Origin of the sequence: Rubrivivax gelatinosus, from assembly GCF_016583785.1 — a bacterium.
GTDB classification, from domain to species: domain Bacteria; phylum Pseudomonadota; class Gammaproteobacteria; order Burkholderiales; family Burkholderiaceae_C; genus Rubrivivax; species Rubrivivax gelatinosus_B.
Window position 1 is genome coordinate 40,136 of record NZ_NRRU01000006.1, and the last position, 19,313, is coordinate 59,448.

At 70.2% G+C, this 19,313-nt stretch carries 14 protein-coding genes; 8 read left to right on the forward strand and 6 right to left on the reverse strand.

The features are described from left to right. Positions 1-91 precede the first annotated feature (91 nt). From CKO43_RS02935 to CKO43_RS02945, 3 genes are all read left to right on the forward strand, one after another. A complete protein-coding gene (locus tag CKO43_RS02935) occupies positions 92-1,072 on the forward strand; it encodes an NADPH:quinone oxidoreductase family protein (protein WP_200377780.1) in 981 nt (326 codons plus the stop codon). A 74-nt stretch (positions 1,073-1,146) separates the two neighbouring features. Further along, positions 1,147-1,884 (forward strand): LuxR C-terminal-related transcriptional regulator, encoded by a 738-nt coding sequence (locus tag CKO43_RS02940; RefSeq protein WP_200226471.1) that lies wholly within the window; start codon positions 1,147-1,149, stop codon positions 1,882-1,884. 37 nt (positions 1,885-1,921) lie between these two features. Continuing rightward, the gene (locus tag CKO43_RS02945; RefSeq protein ID WP_200377781.1) at positions 1,922-4,159 is read left to right on the forward strand and encodes a sensor histidine kinase; all 2,238 of its coding nucleotides are present in this window, start codon (positions 1,922-1,924) and stop codon (positions 4,157-4,159) included. A 60-nt stretch (positions 4,160-4,219) separates the two neighbouring features. Here CKO43_RS02945 and CKO43_RS02950 read toward each other — a convergent pair whose 3' ends face one another. The 4 genes from CKO43_RS02950 to chlG are packed head-to-tail and all read right to left on the reverse strand — an operon-like array spanning position 4,220 to position 7,879. Then, positions 4,220-4,465 carry a hypothetical protein gene (locus tag CKO43_RS02950; protein WP_200226469.1) on the reverse strand — a complete coding sequence of 82 codons (246 nt, stop codon included), beginning with the start codon at positions 4,463-4,465 and terminating at the stop codon, positions 4,220-4,222. Between the two features lie 9 nt (positions 4,466-4,474). Continuing rightward, positions 4,475-5,677, reverse strand: coding sequence for a geranylgeranyl diphosphate reductase (locus CKO43_RS02955; protein WP_200377782.1), 1,203 nt, complete (start codon positions 5,675-5,677; stop codon positions 4,475-4,477). Between the two features lies 1 nt (position 5,678). Continuing rightward, complete coding sequence (locus CKO43_RS02960; RefSeq protein ID WP_200226464.1) at positions 5,679-6,998, reverse strand: MFS transporter; 1,320 nt, start codon at positions 6,996-6,998, stop codon at positions 5,679-5,681. Then, entirely contained in the window at positions 6,995-7,879 is an 885-nt protein-coding gene (chlG, locus tag CKO43_RS02965; protein ID WP_200226462.1) for a chlorophyll synthase ChlG, read from the reverse strand. Before chlG ends, CKO43_RS02960 begins: the two co-directional genes overlap by 4 nt. A 153-nt stretch (positions 7,880-8,032) precedes the next feature. On the opposite strand from chlG, the gene CKO43_RS02970 reads away from it, so the two are divergent. Then, positions 8,033-9,502 carry a phytoene desaturase gene (locus CKO43_RS02970; protein ID WP_346728201.1) on the forward strand — a complete coding sequence of 490 codons (1,470 nt, stop codon included), beginning with the start codon at positions 8,033-8,035 and terminating at the stop codon, positions 9,500-9,502. Between the two features lie 42 nt (positions 9,503-9,544). On the opposite strand, the gene ppsR is transcribed toward CKO43_RS02970, so the two are convergent. Next, the gene (gene ppsR, locus CKO43_RS02975) at positions 9,545-10,960 is read right to left on the reverse strand and encodes a transcriptional regulator PpsR (RefSeq protein WP_346014387.1); all 1,416 of its coding nucleotides are present in this window, start codon (positions 10,958-10,960) and stop codon (positions 9,545-9,547) included. Positions 10,961-11,099: 139 nt separating this feature from the next. After that, positions 11,100-11,939, reverse strand: a complete 840-nt coding sequence (locus tag CKO43_RS02980; RefSeq protein ID WP_200377784.1) for a cobalamin-dependent protein — start codon at positions 11,937-11,939, stop codon at positions 11,100-11,102. Positions 11,940-12,176: 237 nt separating this feature from the next. On the opposite strand from CKO43_RS02980, the gene bchF reads away from it, so the two are divergent. From bchF to CKO43_RS03000, 4 genes are read left to right on the forward strand one after another with little or no spacing between them, the layout of a single operon-like run. Beyond that, the gene (bchF, locus tag CKO43_RS02985; protein WP_200226453.1) at positions 12,177-12,686 is read left to right on the forward strand and encodes a 2-vinyl bacteriochlorophyllide hydratase; all 510 of its coding nucleotides are present in this window, start codon (positions 12,177-12,179) and stop codon (positions 12,684-12,686) included. Continuing rightward, the gene (locus tag CKO43_RS02990; protein ID WP_200226451.1) at positions 12,683-13,966 is read left to right on the forward strand and encodes a ferredoxin:protochlorophyllide reductase (ATP-dependent) subunit N; all 1,284 of its coding nucleotides are present in this window, start codon (positions 12,683-12,685) and stop codon (positions 13,964-13,966) included. Before bchF ends, CKO43_RS02990 begins: the two co-directional genes overlap by 4 nt. A 1-nt stretch (position 13,967) precedes the next feature. Next, positions 13,968-15,587 (forward strand): ferredoxin:protochlorophyllide reductase (ATP-dependent) subunit B, encoded by a 1,620-nt coding sequence (gene bchB / locus CKO43_RS02995; RefSeq protein WP_200377785.1) that lies wholly within the window; start codon positions 13,968-13,970, stop codon positions 15,585-15,587. Then, positions 15,559-19,269 carry a magnesium chelatase subunit H gene (locus CKO43_RS03000; protein ID WP_200377786.1) on the forward strand — a complete coding sequence of 1,237 codons (3,711 nt, stop codon included), beginning with the start codon at positions 15,559-15,561 and terminating at the stop codon, positions 19,267-19,269. Before bchB ends, CKO43_RS03000 begins: the two co-directional genes overlap by 29 nt. Positions 19,270-19,313 lie beyond the last annotated feature (44 nt).

Genomic DNA, 19,313 nt, shown 5'->3' on the forward strand with positions numbered 1-19,313 from the left:
CGTTACGTGGCGTCCGTCGCCTCGGCGACGGAGCCGGCGCGGCGACGCTGCCTAAGATCGCCGCCACCGGCACGAAGACGAGGAGACGACGATGCAAGCCTGGCTCTGCGAGACCCTGGAGGGCGTCGGCGCCCTGCGCTGGCGCGAACTGCCGACGCCCGAGCCGGCTGCCGGCGAGCTGCGCGTCGCCATCCGCGCCGCGAGCCTGAACTTCCCCGACCTGCTGATCGTCGAGGGCAAGTACCAGGCCAAACCCGCCCTGCCCTTCGTGCCGGGCGCCGAGTTCGCCGGCATCGTCGACGCGGTCGGCGCCGGCGTCACCACCTTCGCCGTCGGCCAGCCGGTCGCGGTGGTCGGCACCCACGGCGGCTTTGCCAGCCACGCCTGCGTCGACGCCAGCCGCGTGATCCCGCTGCCCGCCGGCTTCGCGCTCGAGGACGCGGCCGCATTCGCCTTCACCTACGGCACCTCGCAGCACGCGCTGATCGACCGCGGCGCGCTGCGTGCCGGCGAGACGGTGCTGGTGCTGGGTGCGGCCGGCGGCGTCGGCAGCGCCGCGGTGCAGATCGCCAAGGCAGCCGGGGCGCGTGTCATCGCGGCCGCGTCGAGCGCGGCCAAGTGCCGCCTGTGCCGCGAGATCGGCGCCGACGCGACCATCGACTACTCGCAGGAGGACCTGCGCCAGGCGCTGAAGACGCTGACCGACGGACGCGGCCCCGACATCGTCTACGACCCCGTCGGCGGCGCCTTCGCCGAACCCGCGCTGCGTTCGATCGCCTGGCGCGGGCGTTACCTGGTCGTCGGCTTCGCCGCGGGCAGCATCCCGGCGCTGCCCTGGAACCTGGCGCTGCTCAAGGGCGCGGCCATCGTCGGCGTGTTCTGGGGCGAGTTCGTGCGCCGCGAGCCGCAGGCCAGTGCAGCAGCCATCGCCGAACTGGCGCACTGGTACACGCAAGGCCGCATCAAGCCGGTGATCGACCGCCGCTACCCGCTGCAGGAACTGCCGGAGGCATTCGAACGCATGGCGTCGCGGCAAGCTCTGGGCAAGCTGCTGGTGGTACAAGGGAACTGAGGCAGGGGGTGGCACCGTTCCGGCAGCGTGGGTAAAGCGCTAGGATGGCGCCGACAAAGACGGGGAGGTCGGCTATGGCCGTCAAGGTGCTGATCCTGGAAGACAACCCGGTGGCGCGGAGTTTTCTCTGCCGGGTCGTGCGCGAGAGTTTCAGCGACGCGAACCACATCACCGAGGCCGGCGATCTGGAGAGTGCACGACGCCACATCACGCTGGCCGGTGGCGCCACCGGGCTGCACGGCGTCGACCCGTTCAAGCTCATATTGATCGACCTCGAGCTGCCCGACGGCAACGGGATGGAGCTGCTGGCCGAGCTGGCGCACTACCCGGCGACGAAGATCGTCACGACGCTGTACTCGGACGACGAGCACCTCTTCCCCGCCCTGCAGCACGGCGCCGACGGCTACCTGCTGAAGGAGGACCGTTTCGAGGTCCTGGTCGAGGAGCTGCAGAAGATCGTGCGCGGCCAGCCACCGCTGTCGCCGGCGATCGCGCGCCGCCTGCTGACCCACTTCCGCCACGGCGCCGGCCCCGACGTCGCACCCGACAGCGGCTTCGTCAACACCACCGGCTTCACGACCAGCCGGCCGGTGCCGATGGAAAAAGCCCTGCCCGAGCACGAGCGCCTGACGCCGCGCGAGAGCGAAGTCCTGACCTACCTGAGCAAGGGCTTCACGATCAAGGAGATCGCGAGCCTGATGGGCATCAAGTGGTTCACCGTGAACGACCACATCAAGTCCATCTACAAGAAGCTCAACGTCTCCAGCCGCGCCGAAGCCGCCGTGCTGGCGAGCAAGCAGGGATTGGTCTGAAGCCAGCGGCGGTCATCGAACCGCCGCTTCCCTCGCCATGACGGAACGTCCCGCCGTCCCCGGCGACTCCAGTTTCGGCAACTCGGCGCTCGAGCCCACGCTCGAGGCGCGCAGTGCCGCGCGCTGGGTCGGCTGGCGGCGCCAGCTGTTGCTGCTGCTGGCCGTCGCCGCCAGCCTGGGGCTCTTCGGCCTGATGCGCTGGGTGGCGGCGAGCCCGTCGCTGGACATCGTGCTGCTGGCCGGCCCGAGCGGCCCGCCCAGCATCCTCGCGACCTCGATCGCGGCGCTCGAGCCGATGACCGGGCGTGCGCCGATCGCGCTGCGCAATGCCGACGGCCAAGAGGTGCTGGTCGACGCGCAGCTGCTCGAGCGCTCGCCACGCTGGCAGGTCGACGACGCCGCGCGGCTGCGGCTGACGGCGCAGCAGGAGGCCCTGGCCACGGTGCTGGCGGGACACGAGGTCTTCATCGAGTTTCGCAACGGCGTCGAGATTCCGGTCCTGGCCCGGCCTCGCGGCATCGGCGGGCTGGGGCTGTTGTTCTGGCCGCTGGCGGCACTGGCGCTGACGCTGTACCTCGTCGGCGCTGCCGTACTGCTGGCACGACCGCAGGCGCGCAACCTGCTCTACCTGACGGTCTCGCTGAGCCAGGCGGCGACGCTGCTGTTCGTCGCCGTCGGATCGATGCGAGGCCTGGGCCTGCCGAGCGGCTTCGCGACCGTCGAGCCGATCGTGCGCATGGCGCTGGACCTGGCCACCGGCGCGGCGGTGGTGCACGCGTTCACGCTCCACCCCCGGCCGCTGCCATACCGGCTGGCGATCGCCGCCGCGGCCTGGCTGCCGGTGCTGCTGCTGCCGGCGCTGGCCCATGCCGGCACGCTGGTGCACGCCTGGTGGTGGACGCAGGCGGCGATGCTGGCGCAGGGGCTGGCGGCGCTGGCGACCATCCGCTGGTCCTACCGCATCGAAGCCAACCCGTTCGCTGCGGTGCTGCTGCGGCTGGGCACGATCAGCGTCGTCACCTTCGCGCTCGTCACGCTGGGCATGGGCGCGGCCGCCGGCAGCCCCGGCACGCCCGGTGCGATCGCAGCCGCGGGGCCGGTGATCTGGCACCTGTTCTTCGCCTCGCTGCTGCTGCTGGTGCCGTTCCTGTCGCGTTCGCGCATCGCGCTGCGCGAGCTGGCGATGCTGGCCGGCATCAGCACCATCGCCGTCTCGCTGGACCTGCTGTTCGTCGCCATCTTCTCGCTCGGCCCGTTCACCTCGCTGACGCTGGCCGTGTTCCTGGCGCTGGGCGCCTACGCCGGCGCGCGCCAGTGGATCCTGAACCAGACCATCGGCACCGAGGTGCTGACGACCGAACGCACCTTCGAGCAGCTCTACCGCGTCGCGCGCGAGCTGCAGAAGCGGCCGACGCGCTACTCGACGCTGGTCTCGGATCTGCTGCGCGACATCTTCGAGCCGCTGGAGGTGCTGCGCCTGGAGCGCGAGTCGGCGCGTTCGTCGGTCGTCGGCGGCGGCGCGGCGTTGGTGGTGCCGGTGAGGAGCGGGCGCAGCGGCGGCCGGCCGCTGTCGCTGGTGCTGCGCTTCGCGCGCCGCGGCCAGCGCCTGTTCTCGCGCGAGGACGCACGCCTGGCCGACCGCGTCGTCGACCAGTTGAAACGCGCCGTGGCCTACGACCAGGCGGTCGAACGCGGCCGCCACGAAGAACGGCTGCGCATCGCCCAGGATCTGCACGACGACATCGGCGCACGCCTGCTGACGCTGATGTACCAGGCGCAGACGCCGGAGATGGAGGACTACATCCGTCACACGCTGCTCGACCTGAAGACGCTGACGCGCGGGCTCGCCGCTTCGGAACACCGGCTCTCGCACGCCGCCGCCGAATGGAAGGCCGACCTGACGCAGCGCCTGAACGCGGCCCAGGTGCAGCTGGGCTGGTCGGTCGAGTACGACCGCGACGTGCGCCTGACGGTGGTGCAGTGGTCGGCGCTGACGCGCGTGATCCGCGAGCTGGTGACGAACTCGCTCTACCACGGCCACGCGACGCGGGTCGACGTGCAGCTGGTGCTGGCCGGCGCCCGCCTGAGCCTGCTGGTAGCCGACGACGGCGAAGGCCACGACCCGCAAGGCTGGGCCCACGGCCTGGGCCTGGGCGGCGTCAGGAAACGCGTGAAGCTGCTCGGCGGCGAGGTGCGCTGGCGCGAGAACGAGCCCTCGGGCATCGCCTGCGAGGTGCAACTGCCCGACTTCCAGACGCCCGACGAGGACGGCTGACCACAGCGGAGCCCCCCAAGGCGTCGCTCGCCAGGCGCAGGTCCTAACGGGGAGTCGGGCTCAGCGCTTCCAGCGCCGCCGCAGGTCCAGCAGGTGGGCGACGCCGGCGGCGGCCAGCCCCGCGGCAACCCAGGTCCAGGCGGCGCCCGCGAGCGCCGCGCGCACCGCCAGCATCAGCGCCAGCCCGGCGCACAGGTTGGCGGCGAAGTCGCGCGGCGCCAGGCCGCGGCCGGTGCGGGCGTGGAAGACCGCGAGCACCGCGGCTTCCAGCAGCGTGACGGCGATGACGAGGTCGACGAGCGCCACGCGCGGCCGTCAGACCCGCGCCAGCCCGAGCAGGTGCGCGATGTCCTTGAAGAAGATGCGCACGTGGGCCATCGGCTTGCGCCGCGTCAGGCGCTTGTTCATGTACGAGTCGAAGGTCAGCTGCTGCACGTCCTTGTCCTTGCAGATGCTGACGAAACGCTCGCGCCGCTTGTCGCTGGAATACCAGAAACGCTGCAGCATGCCCAGGATCCAGAAGACGCGGCCATGTTCGCGCATGAAGTTGCGGCGCGCGCTGGCCAGCGCCTTGGCGTCGCCGGTGCGCAGCATCTCCAGTACCGCCTCGCCGGCGAAGCGGCCGCCGGCCAGGGCGTAGTAGATGCCTTCGCCCGAGGCCGGCGCGACCACGCCCGAGGCGTCGCCGGCGAGCACGACGTCGCGGCCGTTGTCCCAGCAGCGCAGCGGCTTGAGCGGAATCGGCGCACCTTCGCGGCGGATCGTCTTGCACTCGGCCAGGCCGGCGTCCGCGCGCAGCTTGGCGGTGGCGTTGCGCAGCGAGAAGCCCTTGTCGGCGCTGCCGGTGCCCACGCTCATCGTCTTGCCGTGCGGGAACACCCAGCCGTAGAAGTCGGGCGAGATCGTGCCGCGGTAGTAGACGTCGCAGCGCGAAGGGTCGTAGTCGGGGTGGCCGGGCTCGGGCGCCTCGATGATCTCGTGGTAGGCGAACACGTACTCGACCTCGTGCGCGCAGGCGATCTGCTGGCGCGCAACCTCGGAGCGGGCGCCGTCGGCGCCGATGATCGCGCGGGCGCGCACCGCGGCCTCCTGGCCTTCGCCGCGCTCGCCCTTCTCGTGCGGGCGGTAGCGCACGATGGCGCAGCCGTCGGCATCGCGGTCGATGCGTTCGAAGGTGCCGGTGCGCCGCACAGCGCCGCACTGGCGCGCACGTTCGCGCAGCCACTCGTCGAACTGCTCGCGGTCGACCAGGCCGACGTAGCCGTTCTCGATGTGGATGTCGACCTTGACGTCGGTGGGCGAGATCATGCGCGCGCACAGCGCCTTGGCGACGATCATCTCGTCGGGGATGCCGAAGTCGCGGATCGCACGCGGCGGGATCGCGCCGCCGCAGGGTTTGATGCGGCCGGCGCGGTCCAGCAGCAGCACGCTGCGGCCCTGCCGCGCGATCTCGGTGGCCGCCGTGGCGCCGGCCGGGCCGCCGCCGACGACGACGACGTCGAAGGTCTCCAGTTGCATCTCAATCCACCTTTGCCACCGCGGGTTCGACATACAGGCGCGGCGTCGCGGTGGCACGCGGCCGGGCATCGATCTTGGCCGCCAGGAAAGCGGACAGCACGAACAGCAGCGCCTCGAAGGCGAAGACGCTGGAATAGGCGACGGAAGCTTCGCCCAGAAGCCAGTGCGCGAGGTCGCTGGCGCCGGTGCCGACGACTCCGCCCAGGCCGAAGGCCACGGCCTGAGCCGCGCCCCAGAGCCCCATGCGCACGCCTTCGCGGCCCTGCTTGCCCTCGCCGGCCAGGCGCATCATCGAACCGACGGCGGCGATCGAGAACGCGCCGTTGGCCACGCCGAGCAGGAACACCGTCGGCGTGAACGGCCAGCCGGGGCCGACGATGCCGGCCGCGACCAGCGACCCCAGGCAGAGCGCCGACGCGATGCAGCCGCCGACGGACCAGGCGCGCAGCGTGCCGAAACGCTGGCCGGCGAGCGCGACCAGGATCATCCCGGCGAGCACACCGCCGTGCTGCATGCCCGACAGCGAAGTCGACTCGCCCGGCGTGAACCCGAAGACGGTGCCGGCAAAGGGCTCCAGGATCAGGTCCTGGGCGCTGAAGGCCAGCATCGAGACGAAGATGAAGATCGTGAAGCGGCGCGCGTCGGTCTCCGACCAGACCTCGGCCAGCACCTGGCGGAAGTCGGGCTTGGCCTCGGCATCGGCCACCGGTGCCCGGCCTTCGCCTTCGACGCCGTAGAGCGCGATCGTCGCCAGCACGAAGGCCAGCACGGCGACGCCGGTCACGACAGCCATCAGGCGTGCCGACGAATAAGGGTCCAGCAGCTTGCCGGCGACGCCGGCGGTCACGGCCAGGCCGACGATCATCATCATCCAGACGATGGTCGCGGCCGGCGCCCGCCGGCTCTCGTGCACACGCTGCGCCAGCAGCACCAGCAGCGAGGTGCCGGCCGCGCCGACGCCCAGGCCGATGACGACGAAGGAGACGAAGGCGGCGACGATGCCCGGCACACGCGCCACCGGCATCAACGCCACCGAAGCCGCGGCGCCGATGCCGCCGACGGCCAGCACCGCCAGCCCGCCGATGATCCAGGGCGTGCGCCGGCCGCCGACGTCGGAGCCGAAGCCCATGCGCGGGCGCAGCATCTGCACCATGTAGTGCACCGCGACCAGCAGCCCCGGCAGCAGCGCCGGCAGCGCCAGCTCGACGACCATGATGCGGTTGAGCGTCGAAGTCGTCAGCACCACCATCGCGCCGATGCAGGCCTGCACCAGCCCGAGGCGGACGACGGAGACCCAGCCGAAGTCCGGGCCCCGGCTCACGCGCCGCCCCCGGTGACGCGCAGCGCGAACGCGCTGACCATCATGCCGCTGACGAACAGCGGCACACCGAAGCCGCTGTAGAACAGCGCGCGCTTGACCGGGTCCTTCAGGAACCAGGCCATCAGCACGCCCTGGGCGACGAGCAGCGCGCCGATCGCGGTGGCATGCCAGGGCGCACCCCACTGCACCAGCATCGCGATGACGACGACCTGCGGCACCGCCATCACGAAGCAGGCGGTGCGCGCGGCGCCGTCGACGCCCAGGCGCACCGGCAGCGAGCCGACGCCCATCTTCTTGTCGCCTTCGATCGCCTTGAAGTCGTTGAGCGTCATGATGCCGTGCGCACCCAGGCTGTAGAGCAGCGCCAGCGCCAGCGAATGCGAGGCCGGCATCGCGCCGCCGGCCATCACCGCAGCACCGGTGACCCAGGCCAGGCCTTCGTACGAGATGCCGCAGGCGGCGTTGCCCCACCAGCCGTTCTGCTTGAGCCGCAGCGGCGGCGCGCTATAGGCCCAGGCGAGGATCAGGCCGAGCACCGCAGCACCGAAGCCCCAGGGTCCGAGCTGCGTGGCCACGACCAGCGACAGCACGGTCCAGCCGATGGCGATGTACAAGCCCCAGCGGCCGGGTATGCGGCCGCTGGGGATCGGGCGGTTGGGCTCGTTGATCGCGTCGACGTGGCGGTCGAACCAGTCGTTGACGGCCTGGCTGGTCGCGCAGACCAGCGGCCCCGCGAGCAGCACGCCGAGGAAGACGAGGATCCAGTTCGCCGTGATCGGCTGTCCCGATGCGACCACGCCGCACGAGAAAGCCCACATCGGGGGGAACCAGGTAATCGGTTTGAGCAACTCCGCTACAGCGGACAACGCGGGCCTTGCCATGGGGCTGAATCTTGCGCTTGACAAAACAGAGCGTCAATTGTCGTTGACACAATCCCTGCCTTAGGACAAGCTCAGCGGATGCTGATGAAGTCGGATGCCGCAGCCACAGGCGCGGCCGGAAAGCAGGATCGGGTTGCGCCGGTGGCGCTGGTGGTGGGAAGCGGGTTCGGCGGCATGGCCGCGGCGATCCGCCTGGCCGCCAAGGGCTACCGCGTCACCATTCTGGAAAAGCTCGACGCCCCGGGCGGGCGCGCCTACGTGCACCGGCGCGAGGGCCACGTCTTCGACGCCGGCCCGACCATCGTCACCGTGCCCTATCTCTTCGACGAGCTGTGGGCGCTGGCCGGGCGCAAGTTCAGCGACGACATCGAGCTGAAGTCGCTGGACCCGTTCTACCGCATCCGCTTCGACGACGGCGACCACTTCGACTACAGCGGCGACCCGGCGCGCATGCGCGCCGAAGTGCGCCGCATCTGCCCGTCCGACGCCGAAGGTTTCGAGCGCTTCATGCGCGAGGCCGACCAGTGCTACGAGCTGGGTTTCCGCACGCTGGGCGACAAGGCCTTCGACACCATCGGCGACCTGATCAAGGCGGCGCCGCTGATCGTCAAGCTGCGCGGCTGGCGCAGCCTGCACCAGATGGTTTCGAGCCATCTGAAGCACCCCAAGCTGCGCATCGCGATGAGCCTGCAGTCGCTGCTGATCGGCGGCAACCCGTTCTCGGTGACGAGCATGTACGCGCTCGTCAACGCGCTCGAGCGCCAATGGGGCGTGCACTGGGCGATGGGCGGCACCGGCGAGCTGATCCGCGGCCTGGTCGACGTCTTCGAAGGCATGGGTGGCACGCTGCGGCTGAAGTCCGAGGTCAGCCGCATCGAGATCGACAACGGCGTCGCCACCGGCGTGACGCTGGCCGACGGCGAGCGCATCGCCGCCGACATCGTCGTCTGCAACGGCGACACCGGCCACGTCTACAAGCACCTGGTCGACGCCCGCTGGCGCAAGCACTGGACCGACCAGCGCATCGAGCGCGGCCACTACTCGATGGGCCTGTTCGTCTGGTACTTCGGCACCGACCGACGCTACGAGGACGTGCCGCACCACATGATGGTGCTGGGCCCGCGCTACCGCGAACTGCTGCAGGACATCTTCAAACGCAAGAAGCTGGCCGGCGACTTCAGCATCTACCTGCACCGCCCGACCGCCACCGACCCGTCGATGGCGCCTGAGGGCTGCGACACCTTCTACGCGCTGATGCCGGTGCCGCACCTGGACAGCGGCACCGACTGGGAGACCCAGGCCGAGCCCTATCGCCAGTCGGTCCAGGAGGCACTGGAGCGCACCGTGCTGCCGGGCCTGGGCCAGCACCTGCGGGTGTCGTTCTGCACCACGCCGCTGGACTTCAAGCACCGGCTGCTGTCGTACAAGGGCGCCGGCTTCGGCCTGGAGCCGCTGCTGTTGCAGAGCGCCTACTTCCGCCCGCACAACCGCAGCGAGGACGTGAAGAACCTGTTCATGGTCGGCGCCAGCACCCACCCGGGCGCCGGCGTGCCGGGCGTGATCATGTCGGCCAAGGCGCTGGAGTCGGTGCTGCCCGACCCGGCGACGTTCGGGCGGCGCTGAAGCTGCAGGCCGGCCTGGCGCCGGCCTCGGCCCGGGGCCGGCCTATTTCTCGGCTTCGGCCGGCGTGCCGCTGCCCAGGTCGCCCAGGCCGTAGCGGCGCAGCTTGACGTACAGGCTCTGGCGCGACAGGCCCAGCATTTCCGCCGCCGACGCGCGGTTGTCGCGCGTGAGTTCGAGCGCGGCCTCGATGCACAGCTGCTCGATCAGGTCGGTGGTCTCGCCGACGATGTCCTTCAGCGGCACCCGGCCGACGAGTTCGGTCAGTTGCCCAACCGAACGCGGCAGCTCGCGCGTCGTGCGTGCGTCGTGGCCCGCCAGGCGGCGGCCGACGTCGCGGATCGTGAAGCCCAGGAAGGGCCGGTCGCCCGGCGCCACCATCGTCGCCGAGATCTCGACGTCGGTGACGGCGCCGTATTCGCCACGCAGCGTGGTCGCGAACAGGCGCACCTGGCCGCGCTGGCGCAGGTTGGAGATCATCACGCTCAGGTCGACACCGGTGCGGCCGAGCCAGCGGTCCAGCGTCTCGCCGCGCACCTGCTCCTCGGTCGTCAGCTGAGCCAGCTCGACGAAAGCCGGGTTGGCCGAGATCACCCGGCCTTCGAGATCGGTGACGACCAGGCAGTCGGGTGCGCTCTGCACCAGCTTGAGCAGCATCGAGCCGGTCGACGGCGCCACCTCGGTGCTGACCTGCGACTGCACGCGCGACAGGCGCACGAGGAAGTGCGAAACCAGGTCCTGGCGGTAGGTCGAGACTGCCACCGTGACCTCGCCGCGGGCGTCCGACAGCTCGGCCCGACCCTCGTCGGCACGGCCGGTGGCACGCACGCCGGCCAGCAGCAGGTTGAGCTGCTCGGCGCCGTGCGCATCGACGCCGGTCGGGAAGGCCAGCCCGACCAGGCTGCCGGTGCCGCCTTCGGCGAGCAGCCGGGTCGCGGCCGGGTTGGCTTCAAGGATCTTCTGCGTCGTCGCGTCGACGACGAGCACGGCTTCGGACGCCACCTGGAACAGGTGGCGGTAACGGGTCTCGGCGTGGCGGAACTTCCAGTAGTCGCGCTCCATCGCCTGCTGCGCCTCGACCAGGCGCTGCTGCAACGCAGCCACCGCGCGCAGGTCGCGGCCGAAGCCGAGCACGGTGCCGCCACGGCCTTCACTGCCTCCGAGGCGCACGGCGACGAAGAGCAAGGGCACTTCGCGCTCGCCGGAGAGCACGAAATTCAGGTGGCGCCAGCGGATCGGGCCGACCGCATCGGGCGCGGCCTCGCGCAGCAGGGCCTCGACCTTGTCGCGGCTTTCCGGCGTGACGACGTCGATCCAGCGCTTGTCGATCCACTCCGCACCCGCCTCGCGCGCGAAGTCATCGCTGCTGCAGGCGAGATCGCGCACGACGCCATGGGCGTCGACCACCAGCGTAATGTCGTTCGCAACCGACAACAGCGCCCCGGCCGTCTCGGCGTTCACGCCGCCGAACGTCTTCTCCGGTGCTCCAAACGGTCTCATTCGGAGACCCGCCTTTCAGCTCTTAAATACTGCGTTGATCGAAACAGCGGCACTTGGTTCATGCAGCCGCTTCCGAATACCGACTCCTGCAGCCGCCTATTCATCGTCGGCCCACTCTTGCGGCGACGAGCCGCGAGGCCAGCGCCGGCGCATCGCGTGCGTCGTTCGCGGTGCCGTCGGCACCGACTTCCGCCGCCCGCTCGGGGTCGGCAGCAAACACCGGGCCACCGACCAACACCGCGAGGGCGCGGTTGCGGGAAGCGCGGCGCATCGTCGTGATGCCTTCGCGCAGCCGGTCCAGCCGCGCCTCGACACCGACGGAGATGCCGACGACGTCGAACCACTCGCGCCGCAGGCGGCGCACCGGGTCGATCGAACGGCTGTCCAGTTCGCAGACCACTTCCCAGCCGGCCTGGCGAAAGAACTCCGCCACCATCGACAGGCCGAAGGTGTGCTGCTCGCCGGCAGCCGGCAGCAACAGCGCCCGGTGGCCGTCGACCGGCAGCTGGTGGTCGTGTCCGAGCGAGGGGCTCAGCCCACGCATGATGCGGTGCAGGCGCCCGAGCGCGACGGTGACGTCGCTGAACATCACCAGGTCCTGCTCCCACATCTGGCCGAGCTGGCGCGCAGCCGGGGCGAGCAGATCAAGATAGATGGACTCGACCGGCACGCCGCGCTCGCGCAACTGGACGATGGTCGCGGTCCAGCCGGCGTCACCCGATGCGAGCACGCACTCGACGAATGCCGGCAGCTCCTCCGGCGCGAGCGAGTCCTCACGTCCGGCCTGGGCAGCGCGCGCGACCAGGGGCGCGAACTCGCTCTCGATGCTGCGCACGATGCGCGCGAAAGGCTCGGGCAGGCGACGGACGCCGGCGTCCGTCTGCTCGCCTTCGACGACCGAAGCCCGCTCGGCCCTCGCGGCGCAGACGGCCGGGCTCACGGTCGGGCTCCGCGCGACTGCGGGGCCTCGGCCGTATCCGGCGACGACGCACAGACGAGCACGCCCGCCGGGCGGCGCGCACGGCGCGTCAGCGGTACCGGTACTCCGGCGTCGATCATGGCGAGCATTTCCCCTCAGCGCAGGTGACTGGAACCCACACAAGTCAAGGGTAGTGTCAGGTTCGCATGACGTCAACCCCTGTTGACATCAGGGGTGTCCCCGCATAGATTCTGAGTCATGGGTCACAGGACCAACATCGATCGCGGCCCCACGGCGCCGCGCGTTCCCCCGCTGTACACGCCCGAAGAGCGCCTGCGGCGCGACCGTTCGCCCTGGACGATCGTGCAAGGCGTGCTCGCGCCGCTGCAGTTCCTCGTCTTCCTGATCAGCCTCGTGCTGGTGCTGCGCTTCCTGATCACAGGTCAAGGCCACGACGCGGCGACGATCTCGATCGTCGTCAAGACGCTGGTGCTCTACACCATCATGATCACCGGCGCGATCTGGGAGAAGGACGTCTTCGGCGTCTACCTCTTCCACCCCTCTTTCTATTGGGAAGACGTGTTCAGCATGCTGGTGCTGGCGCTGCACACCGCCTACCTCGTGGCGCTGGTGACCGGCTCGCTTGATGCCCATCAACAAATGTGGCTGGCACTCGCAGCGTACGCGACCTACGTCATTAACGCCGGCCAGTTCATCCTTAAGCTGCGGGCCGCGCGTTTGAGCGCACAGCCGGAAGCCTACGCATGAATGCCGTCATCGACATCGTCCCTGCACCGCTGCAGCAGGGCTGTGGCGACGCCCCTGTCCTGCGCGAGCGTGGACAGCGGGAGGTATTTTGCGGGCTCGCCGGCATCGTCTGGCTGCACCGCAAGATCCAGGACGCCTTCTTCCTCGTCGTCGGGTCGCGCACCTGCGCCCATCTGCTGCAGTCGGCCGCTGGCGTGATGATCTTCGCCGAGCCGCGTTTCGCGACCGCGATCATCGACGACCGTGATCTCGCCGGCCTGGCCGACGCCAACGACGAACTCGACCGCGTCGTCACGCGGCTGCTCGAGCGCCGTCCCGACATCAAGATGCTCTTCCTCGTCGGCTCGTGCCCGTCGGAAGTCATCAAGCTCGACCTGAGCCGCGCCGCCGAGCGCCTGTCGCGCAGCTTCACGCCGCGCGTGCGCATCCTGTCCTATACCGGCAGCGGCATCGACACCACCTTCACCCAGGGCGAAGACACCTGCCTGACGGCGCTGGTGCCCGAGCTGCCGGCGAGCGAGCAGCGTTCGCTGATGGTCGTCGGCTCGATCGCCGACATCGTCGAAGACCAGTTCCGCCGCGTCTTCGACGGCCTGGGCATCGGTCCGGTGCATTTCTTCCCGGCGCACCATGCCGCCGAGATGCCGCCGGTGGGCCCCGAGACACGCTTCGTGCTCGCCCAGCCCTTCCTCGCCGACACCGCGCGCGCGCTCGAACTGCGCGGCGCCAAGCGCCTGCCCGCGCCCTTCCCCTTCGGCGCCGAAGGCACGACGCTGTGGCTGCAGGCGATCGCCCGCGAGTTCAACGTCGAAGCGACCAAGTTCGTCTCGGTCGTCGGCCCGCGCCGCGAGCGCGCCGCACGCGCGCTGGCGCGCCACCGCATGCAGCTCGAAGGCCGCAAGGTCTTCTTCTTCCCCGACTCGCAGCTCGAGGTGCCGCTGGCCCGGTTTCTCGCGCGCGAAATGGGCATGGTGCCGGTCGAAGTCGGCACGCCTTATCTGCACCGCCAGCTGCTCGCGCCCGAACTGGCGCTGCTGCCGGCCGGTACCCAAATCTCCGAGGGCCAGGACCTGGAGCGACAACTCGACCGCTGCCGCGCCGCACGCCCGGACATCGTCGTCTGCGGCTTGGGGCTGGCCAATCCGCTGGAAAGCGAGGGGCTCACGACCAAGTGGTCGATCGAGCTCGTGTTCACGCCCGTGCACGGCTTCGACCAGGCCGCCGACCTGGCCGAACTGTTCACGCGCCCGCTCGCGCGGCGGATGAAACTGGTCGCCTGACATGCAGTTGACGCTCTGGACCTATGAAGGCCCGCCGCACGTCGGTGCGATGCGGGTCGCCACCGCGATGGAGGACGTGCACTACGTTCTGCACGCACCGCAAGGCGACACCTACGCCGACCTGCTGTTCACGATGATCGAGCGGCTGCCGCGGCGCCCGCCGGTCACCTACACGACCTTCCAGGCGCGCGACCTGGGCAGCGACACCGCGGACCTGTTCAAGACCGCCTGCTCGCAGGCCTACGAACGTTTCCGCCCGAACGCGATGCTGGTCGGTGCCTCGTGCACCGCCGAACTGATCCAGGACGACCCGGGCGGCCTGGCGCGTGCGCTCAACCTGCCGGTGCCCATCGTGCCGCTGGAGCTGCCGTCCTACCAGCGCAAGGAAAACTGGGGCGCCTCGGAAACCTTCTACCAGATCGTGCGCACGCTCGCCGGCCCGCACGCTCCGGCTCCCGGCAGCAAGCGCGCCCCGCGCGACGCCGGCGTCGCGCCGAGCTGCAACCTGCTGGGCGCGACGGCGCTGGGTTTCCGCCACCGCGACGACGTGCGCGAGATCACCGGCCTGCTGAACGAACTCGGCGTCGAGGTGCGCACGGTCGCGCCGCTGGGCGCCTCGGCCGACGACATCGCCCACCTGGGCGACGCCGACTTCAACGTCGTGCTCTACCCCGAGACCGGCGCGCAGGCCGCGAGCTGGCTGCAGCGCTTCTTCGGCCAGCCCTTCACGAAGACGATCCCGATCGGCGTCGGCGCGACCAAGGCCTTCATCGCCGAGGTGCTGCAACTCGCCGGGCTGCCGGCAGACACGCCGCTGCCCGACTCGCTGTCGCGTTCGCCCTGGTACTCGCGTTCGGTCGACTCGACCTACCTCACCGGCAAACGTGTCTTCATCTTCGGCGACGCCACCCACGTCATCGCCGCGGCGCGTGTTGCGCACCAGGAGATGGGCTTCACCGTCGTCGGCCTGGGCACCTACAGCCGCGAGTTCGCACGCGACGTGCGCGATGCCGCCAAGCTCTACGGCGTCGAGGCGCTGATCACCGACGACTACCTCGAGGTCGAGGCCAAGGTCGCCGAGCTGCAGCCCGAGCTGGTGCTGGGCACGCAGATGGAGCGCCACATCGCCAAGCGCCTGGGCGTGCCGTGCGCGGTGATCTCGTCACCGGTGCACGTGCAGGACTTCCCGGCGCGCTATTCGCCGCAGATGGGTTTCGAAGGTGCCAACGTCATCTTCGACACCTGGGTCCACCCGCTGATGATGGGGCTGGAAGAACACCTGCTGACGATGTTCCGCGGCGACTTCGAGTTCCACGACGGTGCCGCCGCCTCGCATCTGGGGCGGGCAACGGCCGCGTCCGCACCGGCCCGAAGCGAAGAAGTCGCCGCCGACACCACCCCCGAGACCACGCCGGCAGCGGCGCTGGCCCCTCCCGCAGCTTCTTCCGCGGCTATCGCCGTCGCCCAATGGGCGGCCGATGCGCAGAAGGAACTGCAGAAGATCCCGTTCTTCGTGCGCGGCAAGGCACGTCGCAACACCGAACGCTTCGCCGCCGAGCGCGGCCTCGCCACCATCACCGTGGAAACGCTGTATGACGCCAAGGCGCACTTCGGGCGTTGACGCGACGCCCATCCGGGTCGTCATCGTCACGATGGACACCCACCTGGCGAGCGCTGCCGAGCGCGCGCGGGCGAACCTGCGGCGCGTGCTGCCGGGGCTGGAACTGACGCTGCACGCCGCCTCCGACTGGGCCAACGAGCCCGAAGGGCTGCAGCGCTGCATCGCGGACATCCAGCGCGGCGACATCGTCATCGTGACGATGCTCTTCCTCGAGGACCACTTCCTGCCGCTGATGCCGGTGCTGCAGCAGCGCCGCATGGAGTGCGACGCGCTGGTCTGCGCGATGTCCGCGGCCGAGGTCGTCAAGCTGACGCGCCTGGGCGGCTTCGACATGGACAAGCCGGCCTCCGGCCCGCTGGCCCTGCTCAAGCGCCTGCGCGGCAACAAGGACAAGGCCGCCACCGGCGGCGCCGCGCAGATGAAGATGCTGCGCCGCGTGCCGCAGTTGCTGCGTTTCATCCCGGGCACCGCCCAGGACGTGCGCGCCTACTTCCTGACGCTGCAGTACTGGCTGGGCGGCTCGGAAGAGAACGTCTTCAACATGGTGCGTTTCCTCGTCGACCGCTACGCGGCCGGCGAACGCGCCGCGCTGCGTGGCCGCGCCAAGCCGGCGGCGCCGGTCGAATACCCGGACGTCGGCATCTACCACCCGCGCATGAAGGGCCGCATCGGCGAAGACGCCGCGGCGCTGCCCAAGGTCGTCAAGGACGGCGAGAGCAAGGGCCGCGTCGGCCTGCTGCTGCTGCGTTCGTACCTGCTGGCCGGCAACTCGGCGCACTACGACGGCGTCATCGCCGCGCTCGAGGTCCAGGGCCTGCAGGTCGTGCCGGCCTTCGCCTCGGGCCTAGATTCGCGCCCGGCGATCGAACGTTTCTTCATGAAGGACGGCAAGCCGACGGTGGATGCCGTCGTCTCGCTGTCGGGCTTCTCGCTCGTCGGCGGCCCGGCCTACAACGACGCTCGTGCCGCCGAGGAGATCCTCGCCCAGCTCGACGTGCCCTACATCGCCGCGCACCCGGTCGAGTTCCAGACGCTGGGCGAATGGGGCGGTTCCGACCGCGGCCTGCTGCCGGTGGAAAGCACCATCATGGTTGCGATCCCCGAGCTCGACGGCGCCACCAGCCCGACGATCTTCGGTGGCCGCTGCGGCGCCGCCGGCACCACCTGCGCCGGCTGCGACAAGGGCTGCCAGTTCGGCGCCAGCGACAACGCGCAGGACATGCGCAGCTGCTCCGAACGCACCGCCACGCTGGCCGCACGCGTCGCGCGCCTGGTGTCGCTGCGCCGCGCCGAACGCGCCCAGCGCAAGGTCGCGGTCGTGATCTTCAACTTCCCGCCCAACGCCGGGAACATCGGCACCGCCGCCTATCTGTCGGTGTTCGAGAGCCTGTACGAGACCCTCAAGGGCATGAAGGCCCAGGGCTACGCGGTCGAGGTGCCGGAAAACGTCGACGCGCTGCGCGACACGGTGCTCAAGGGCAACGCCCAGACCTACGGCGCCGACGCCAACGTGCACGCCTTCATCCCCGTCGACGACCACGTGCGCCACGAACGCTGGTTGAAGCAGATCGAGGCCCAGTGGGGCCCGGCGCCGGGCCGCCAGCTCACCGACGGCCGCTCGATCTTCGTGCTCGGCGCCCAGTTCGGCAACGCGCTGGTCGCGATCCAGCCGAGCATGGGCTACGAAGGCGACCCGATGCGGCTGCTGTTCGAACACGGCTTCGCCCCGACGCACGCGTTCTCGGCCTTCTACCGCTACCTGCGCGACGACTTCAAGGCCGACGCGGTGCTGCACTTCGGCACCCATGGCGCGCTCGAGTTCATGCCCGGCAAGCAGACCGGCATGTCGGGCATGTGCTGGCCCGACCGCCTGATCTCGGACCTGCCCAACTTCTATCTCTACGCCTCGAACAACCCGTCCGAAGGCGCGATCGCCAAGCGCCGCGCCGCGGCGACGCTGATCAGCTACCTGACGCCGCCGGTGGCCCAAGCCGGGCTGTACCGCGGCCTGCTCGAGCTGAAGGCCTCGCTGGAACGCTGGCGTGCGCTCGACCCGGACGCGGCCGAGCGTGCCGACTACTCCGGCGTCATCCAGGCCCAGGCCGCCGAGCTCGATCTCGCCCCGGCCGAACCGGTGTGGACGCCGGAACAGGCGCAAGCCGAGGTCCAGCGTCTGACGGCAGCCGTGCTCGAGCTCGAATACACGCTGATCCCGCACGGCCTGCACGTCGTCGGCCGGGCGCTGACCGAAGCCCAGCGCGTGGACATGCTGATGTCGATGGCCGGCGACACGCCGCCAGAGCGTTCGGTGGTGGAAGCCATCGTCGCCGGCGCCAAGCCTGCGGGCCACGACGACTTGATCCGCGCCAACCGCCTGCTGGCCGAAGACACCGAGGTCGCCGGCATCCTGCGTGCGCTCGACGGCCGCTTCGTGCCACCGGCGCCGGGCGGCGACCTGCTGCGCACGCCCGAGGTGCTGCCGACCGGCCGCAACCTGCACGGCTTCGACCCCTTCCGCATCCCCAGCGCGTTCGCGGTGAAGGACGGCGCGCGCCTGGCGCAGCTGCTGATCGACCGCCACGTTGCCGACGGCAATGCCTTGCCCGAATCGGTCGCGCTGGTGCTCTGGGGCACCGACAACCTGAAGACCGAAGGCGGCCCGATCGGCCAGGCGCTGGCGCTGATGGGCACGACGCCGCGTTTCGACAGCTACGGCCGCCTCGCCGGCGCGACGCTGATCCCGCTGGAACAACTGGGCCGCCCGCGCATCGACGTCGTCATCACGCTGTCGGGCATCTTCCGCGACCTGCTGCCGCTGCAGATCAAGCTGCTGGCTGAAGCCGCCTACCTGGCTGCCACCACCGACGAGCCGGCCGAGCAGAACTTCGTGCGCAAGCATGCGCTGGCCTACATGCAGCAGCACGGCTGCGACATGGAGACGGCCTCGCTGCGCGTCTTCGGCAACGCCGACGGCACCTACGGCTCCAACGTCAACAACCTGGTCGAGAACGGCCGCTGGGACGACGAGGACGAACTCGCCGAGACCTACAGCCGCCGCAAGGGCTTCGCCTACGGCCGCGCTGGCAAGCCGATGCAGAAGGCCGAGTTGCTGCAGAGCGTGCTCGCCGACGTCGACCTCGCCTACCAGAACCTCGACTCGGTCGAGCTGGGCGTGACGACGGTCGACACCTACTTCGACACCCTGGGCGGCATCAGCCGTGCGGTGCGCCGCGCCAAAGGCGGCGCCGCGACGCCGGTCTACATCGGGGACCAGACCAAGGGCGACGGCACGGTGCGCACGCTGTCCGAGCAGGTGGCGCTCGAGACCCGCACGCGCATGCTGAACCCGAAGTGGTACGAAGGCATGCTGGAACACGGCTACGAAGGCGTGCGCCAGATCGAGGTCCACGTGACCAACACGATGGGCTGGTCGGCGACGACCGGCCAGGTGCAGCCCTGGGTCTACCAGCAGCTCACCGAGACCTTCATGCTCGACCCCGAGATGCGCGAGCGCCTCGCGCGTCTGAACCCCGCCGCCTCGGCGAAGGTGGCCAATCGCCTGATCGAAGCGTCCGAACGCCAGTACTGGGCGCCGGACCCGGAAGTGCTCGAAGCCCTGCGCCGCGCCGGCGAAGAGCTGGAAGACCGCCTCGAAGGTGTATACGAAGGAACTCCAGCATGACGACGACGATCACGCGGGCACAGTACGCCCGGACCGCGGAGACG

What these genes read in the sequence shown, in the direction of transcription:
- CKO43_RS02935 (WP_200377780.1), top strand. Translation starts at nt 92, where the DNA reads ATGCAAGCCTGGCTCTGCGAGACCCTGGAGGGCGTCGGCGCCCTGCGC.
- CKO43_RS03000 (WP_200377786.1), top strand. Translation starts at nt 15,559, where the DNA reads ATGACGCCAAGGCGCACTTCGGGCGTTGACGCGACGCCCATCCGGGTC.
- chlG (WP_200226462.1), bottom strand. Translation starts at nt 7,879, where the DNA reads ATGGCAAGGCCCGCGTTGTCCGCTGTAGCGGAGTTGCTCAAACCGATT.
- CKO43_RS02945 (WP_200377781.1), top strand. Translation starts at nt 1,922, where the DNA reads ATGACGGAACGTCCCGCCGTCCCCGGCGACTCCAGTTTCGGCAACTCG.
- CKO43_RS02955 (WP_200377782.1), bottom strand. Translation starts at nt 5,677, where the DNA reads ATGCAACTGGAGACCTTCGACGTCGTCGTCGTCGGCGGCGGCCCGGCC.
- CKO43_RS02940 (WP_200226471.1), top strand. Translation starts at nt 1,147, where the DNA reads ATGGCCGTCAAGGTGCTGATCCTGGAAGACAACCCGGTGGCGCGGAGT.
- bchF (WP_200226453.1), top strand. Translation starts at nt 12,177, where the DNA reads ATGGGTCACAGGACCAACATCGATCGCGGCCCCACGGCGCCGCGCGTT.
- CKO43_RS02990 (WP_200226451.1), top strand. Translation starts at nt 12,683, where the DNA reads ATGAATGCCGTCATCGACATCGTCCCTGCACCGCTGCAGCAGGGCTGT.
- bchB (WP_200377785.1), top strand. Translation starts at nt 13,968, where the DNA reads ATGCAGTTGACGCTCTGGACCTATGAAGGCCCGCCGCACGTCGGTGCG.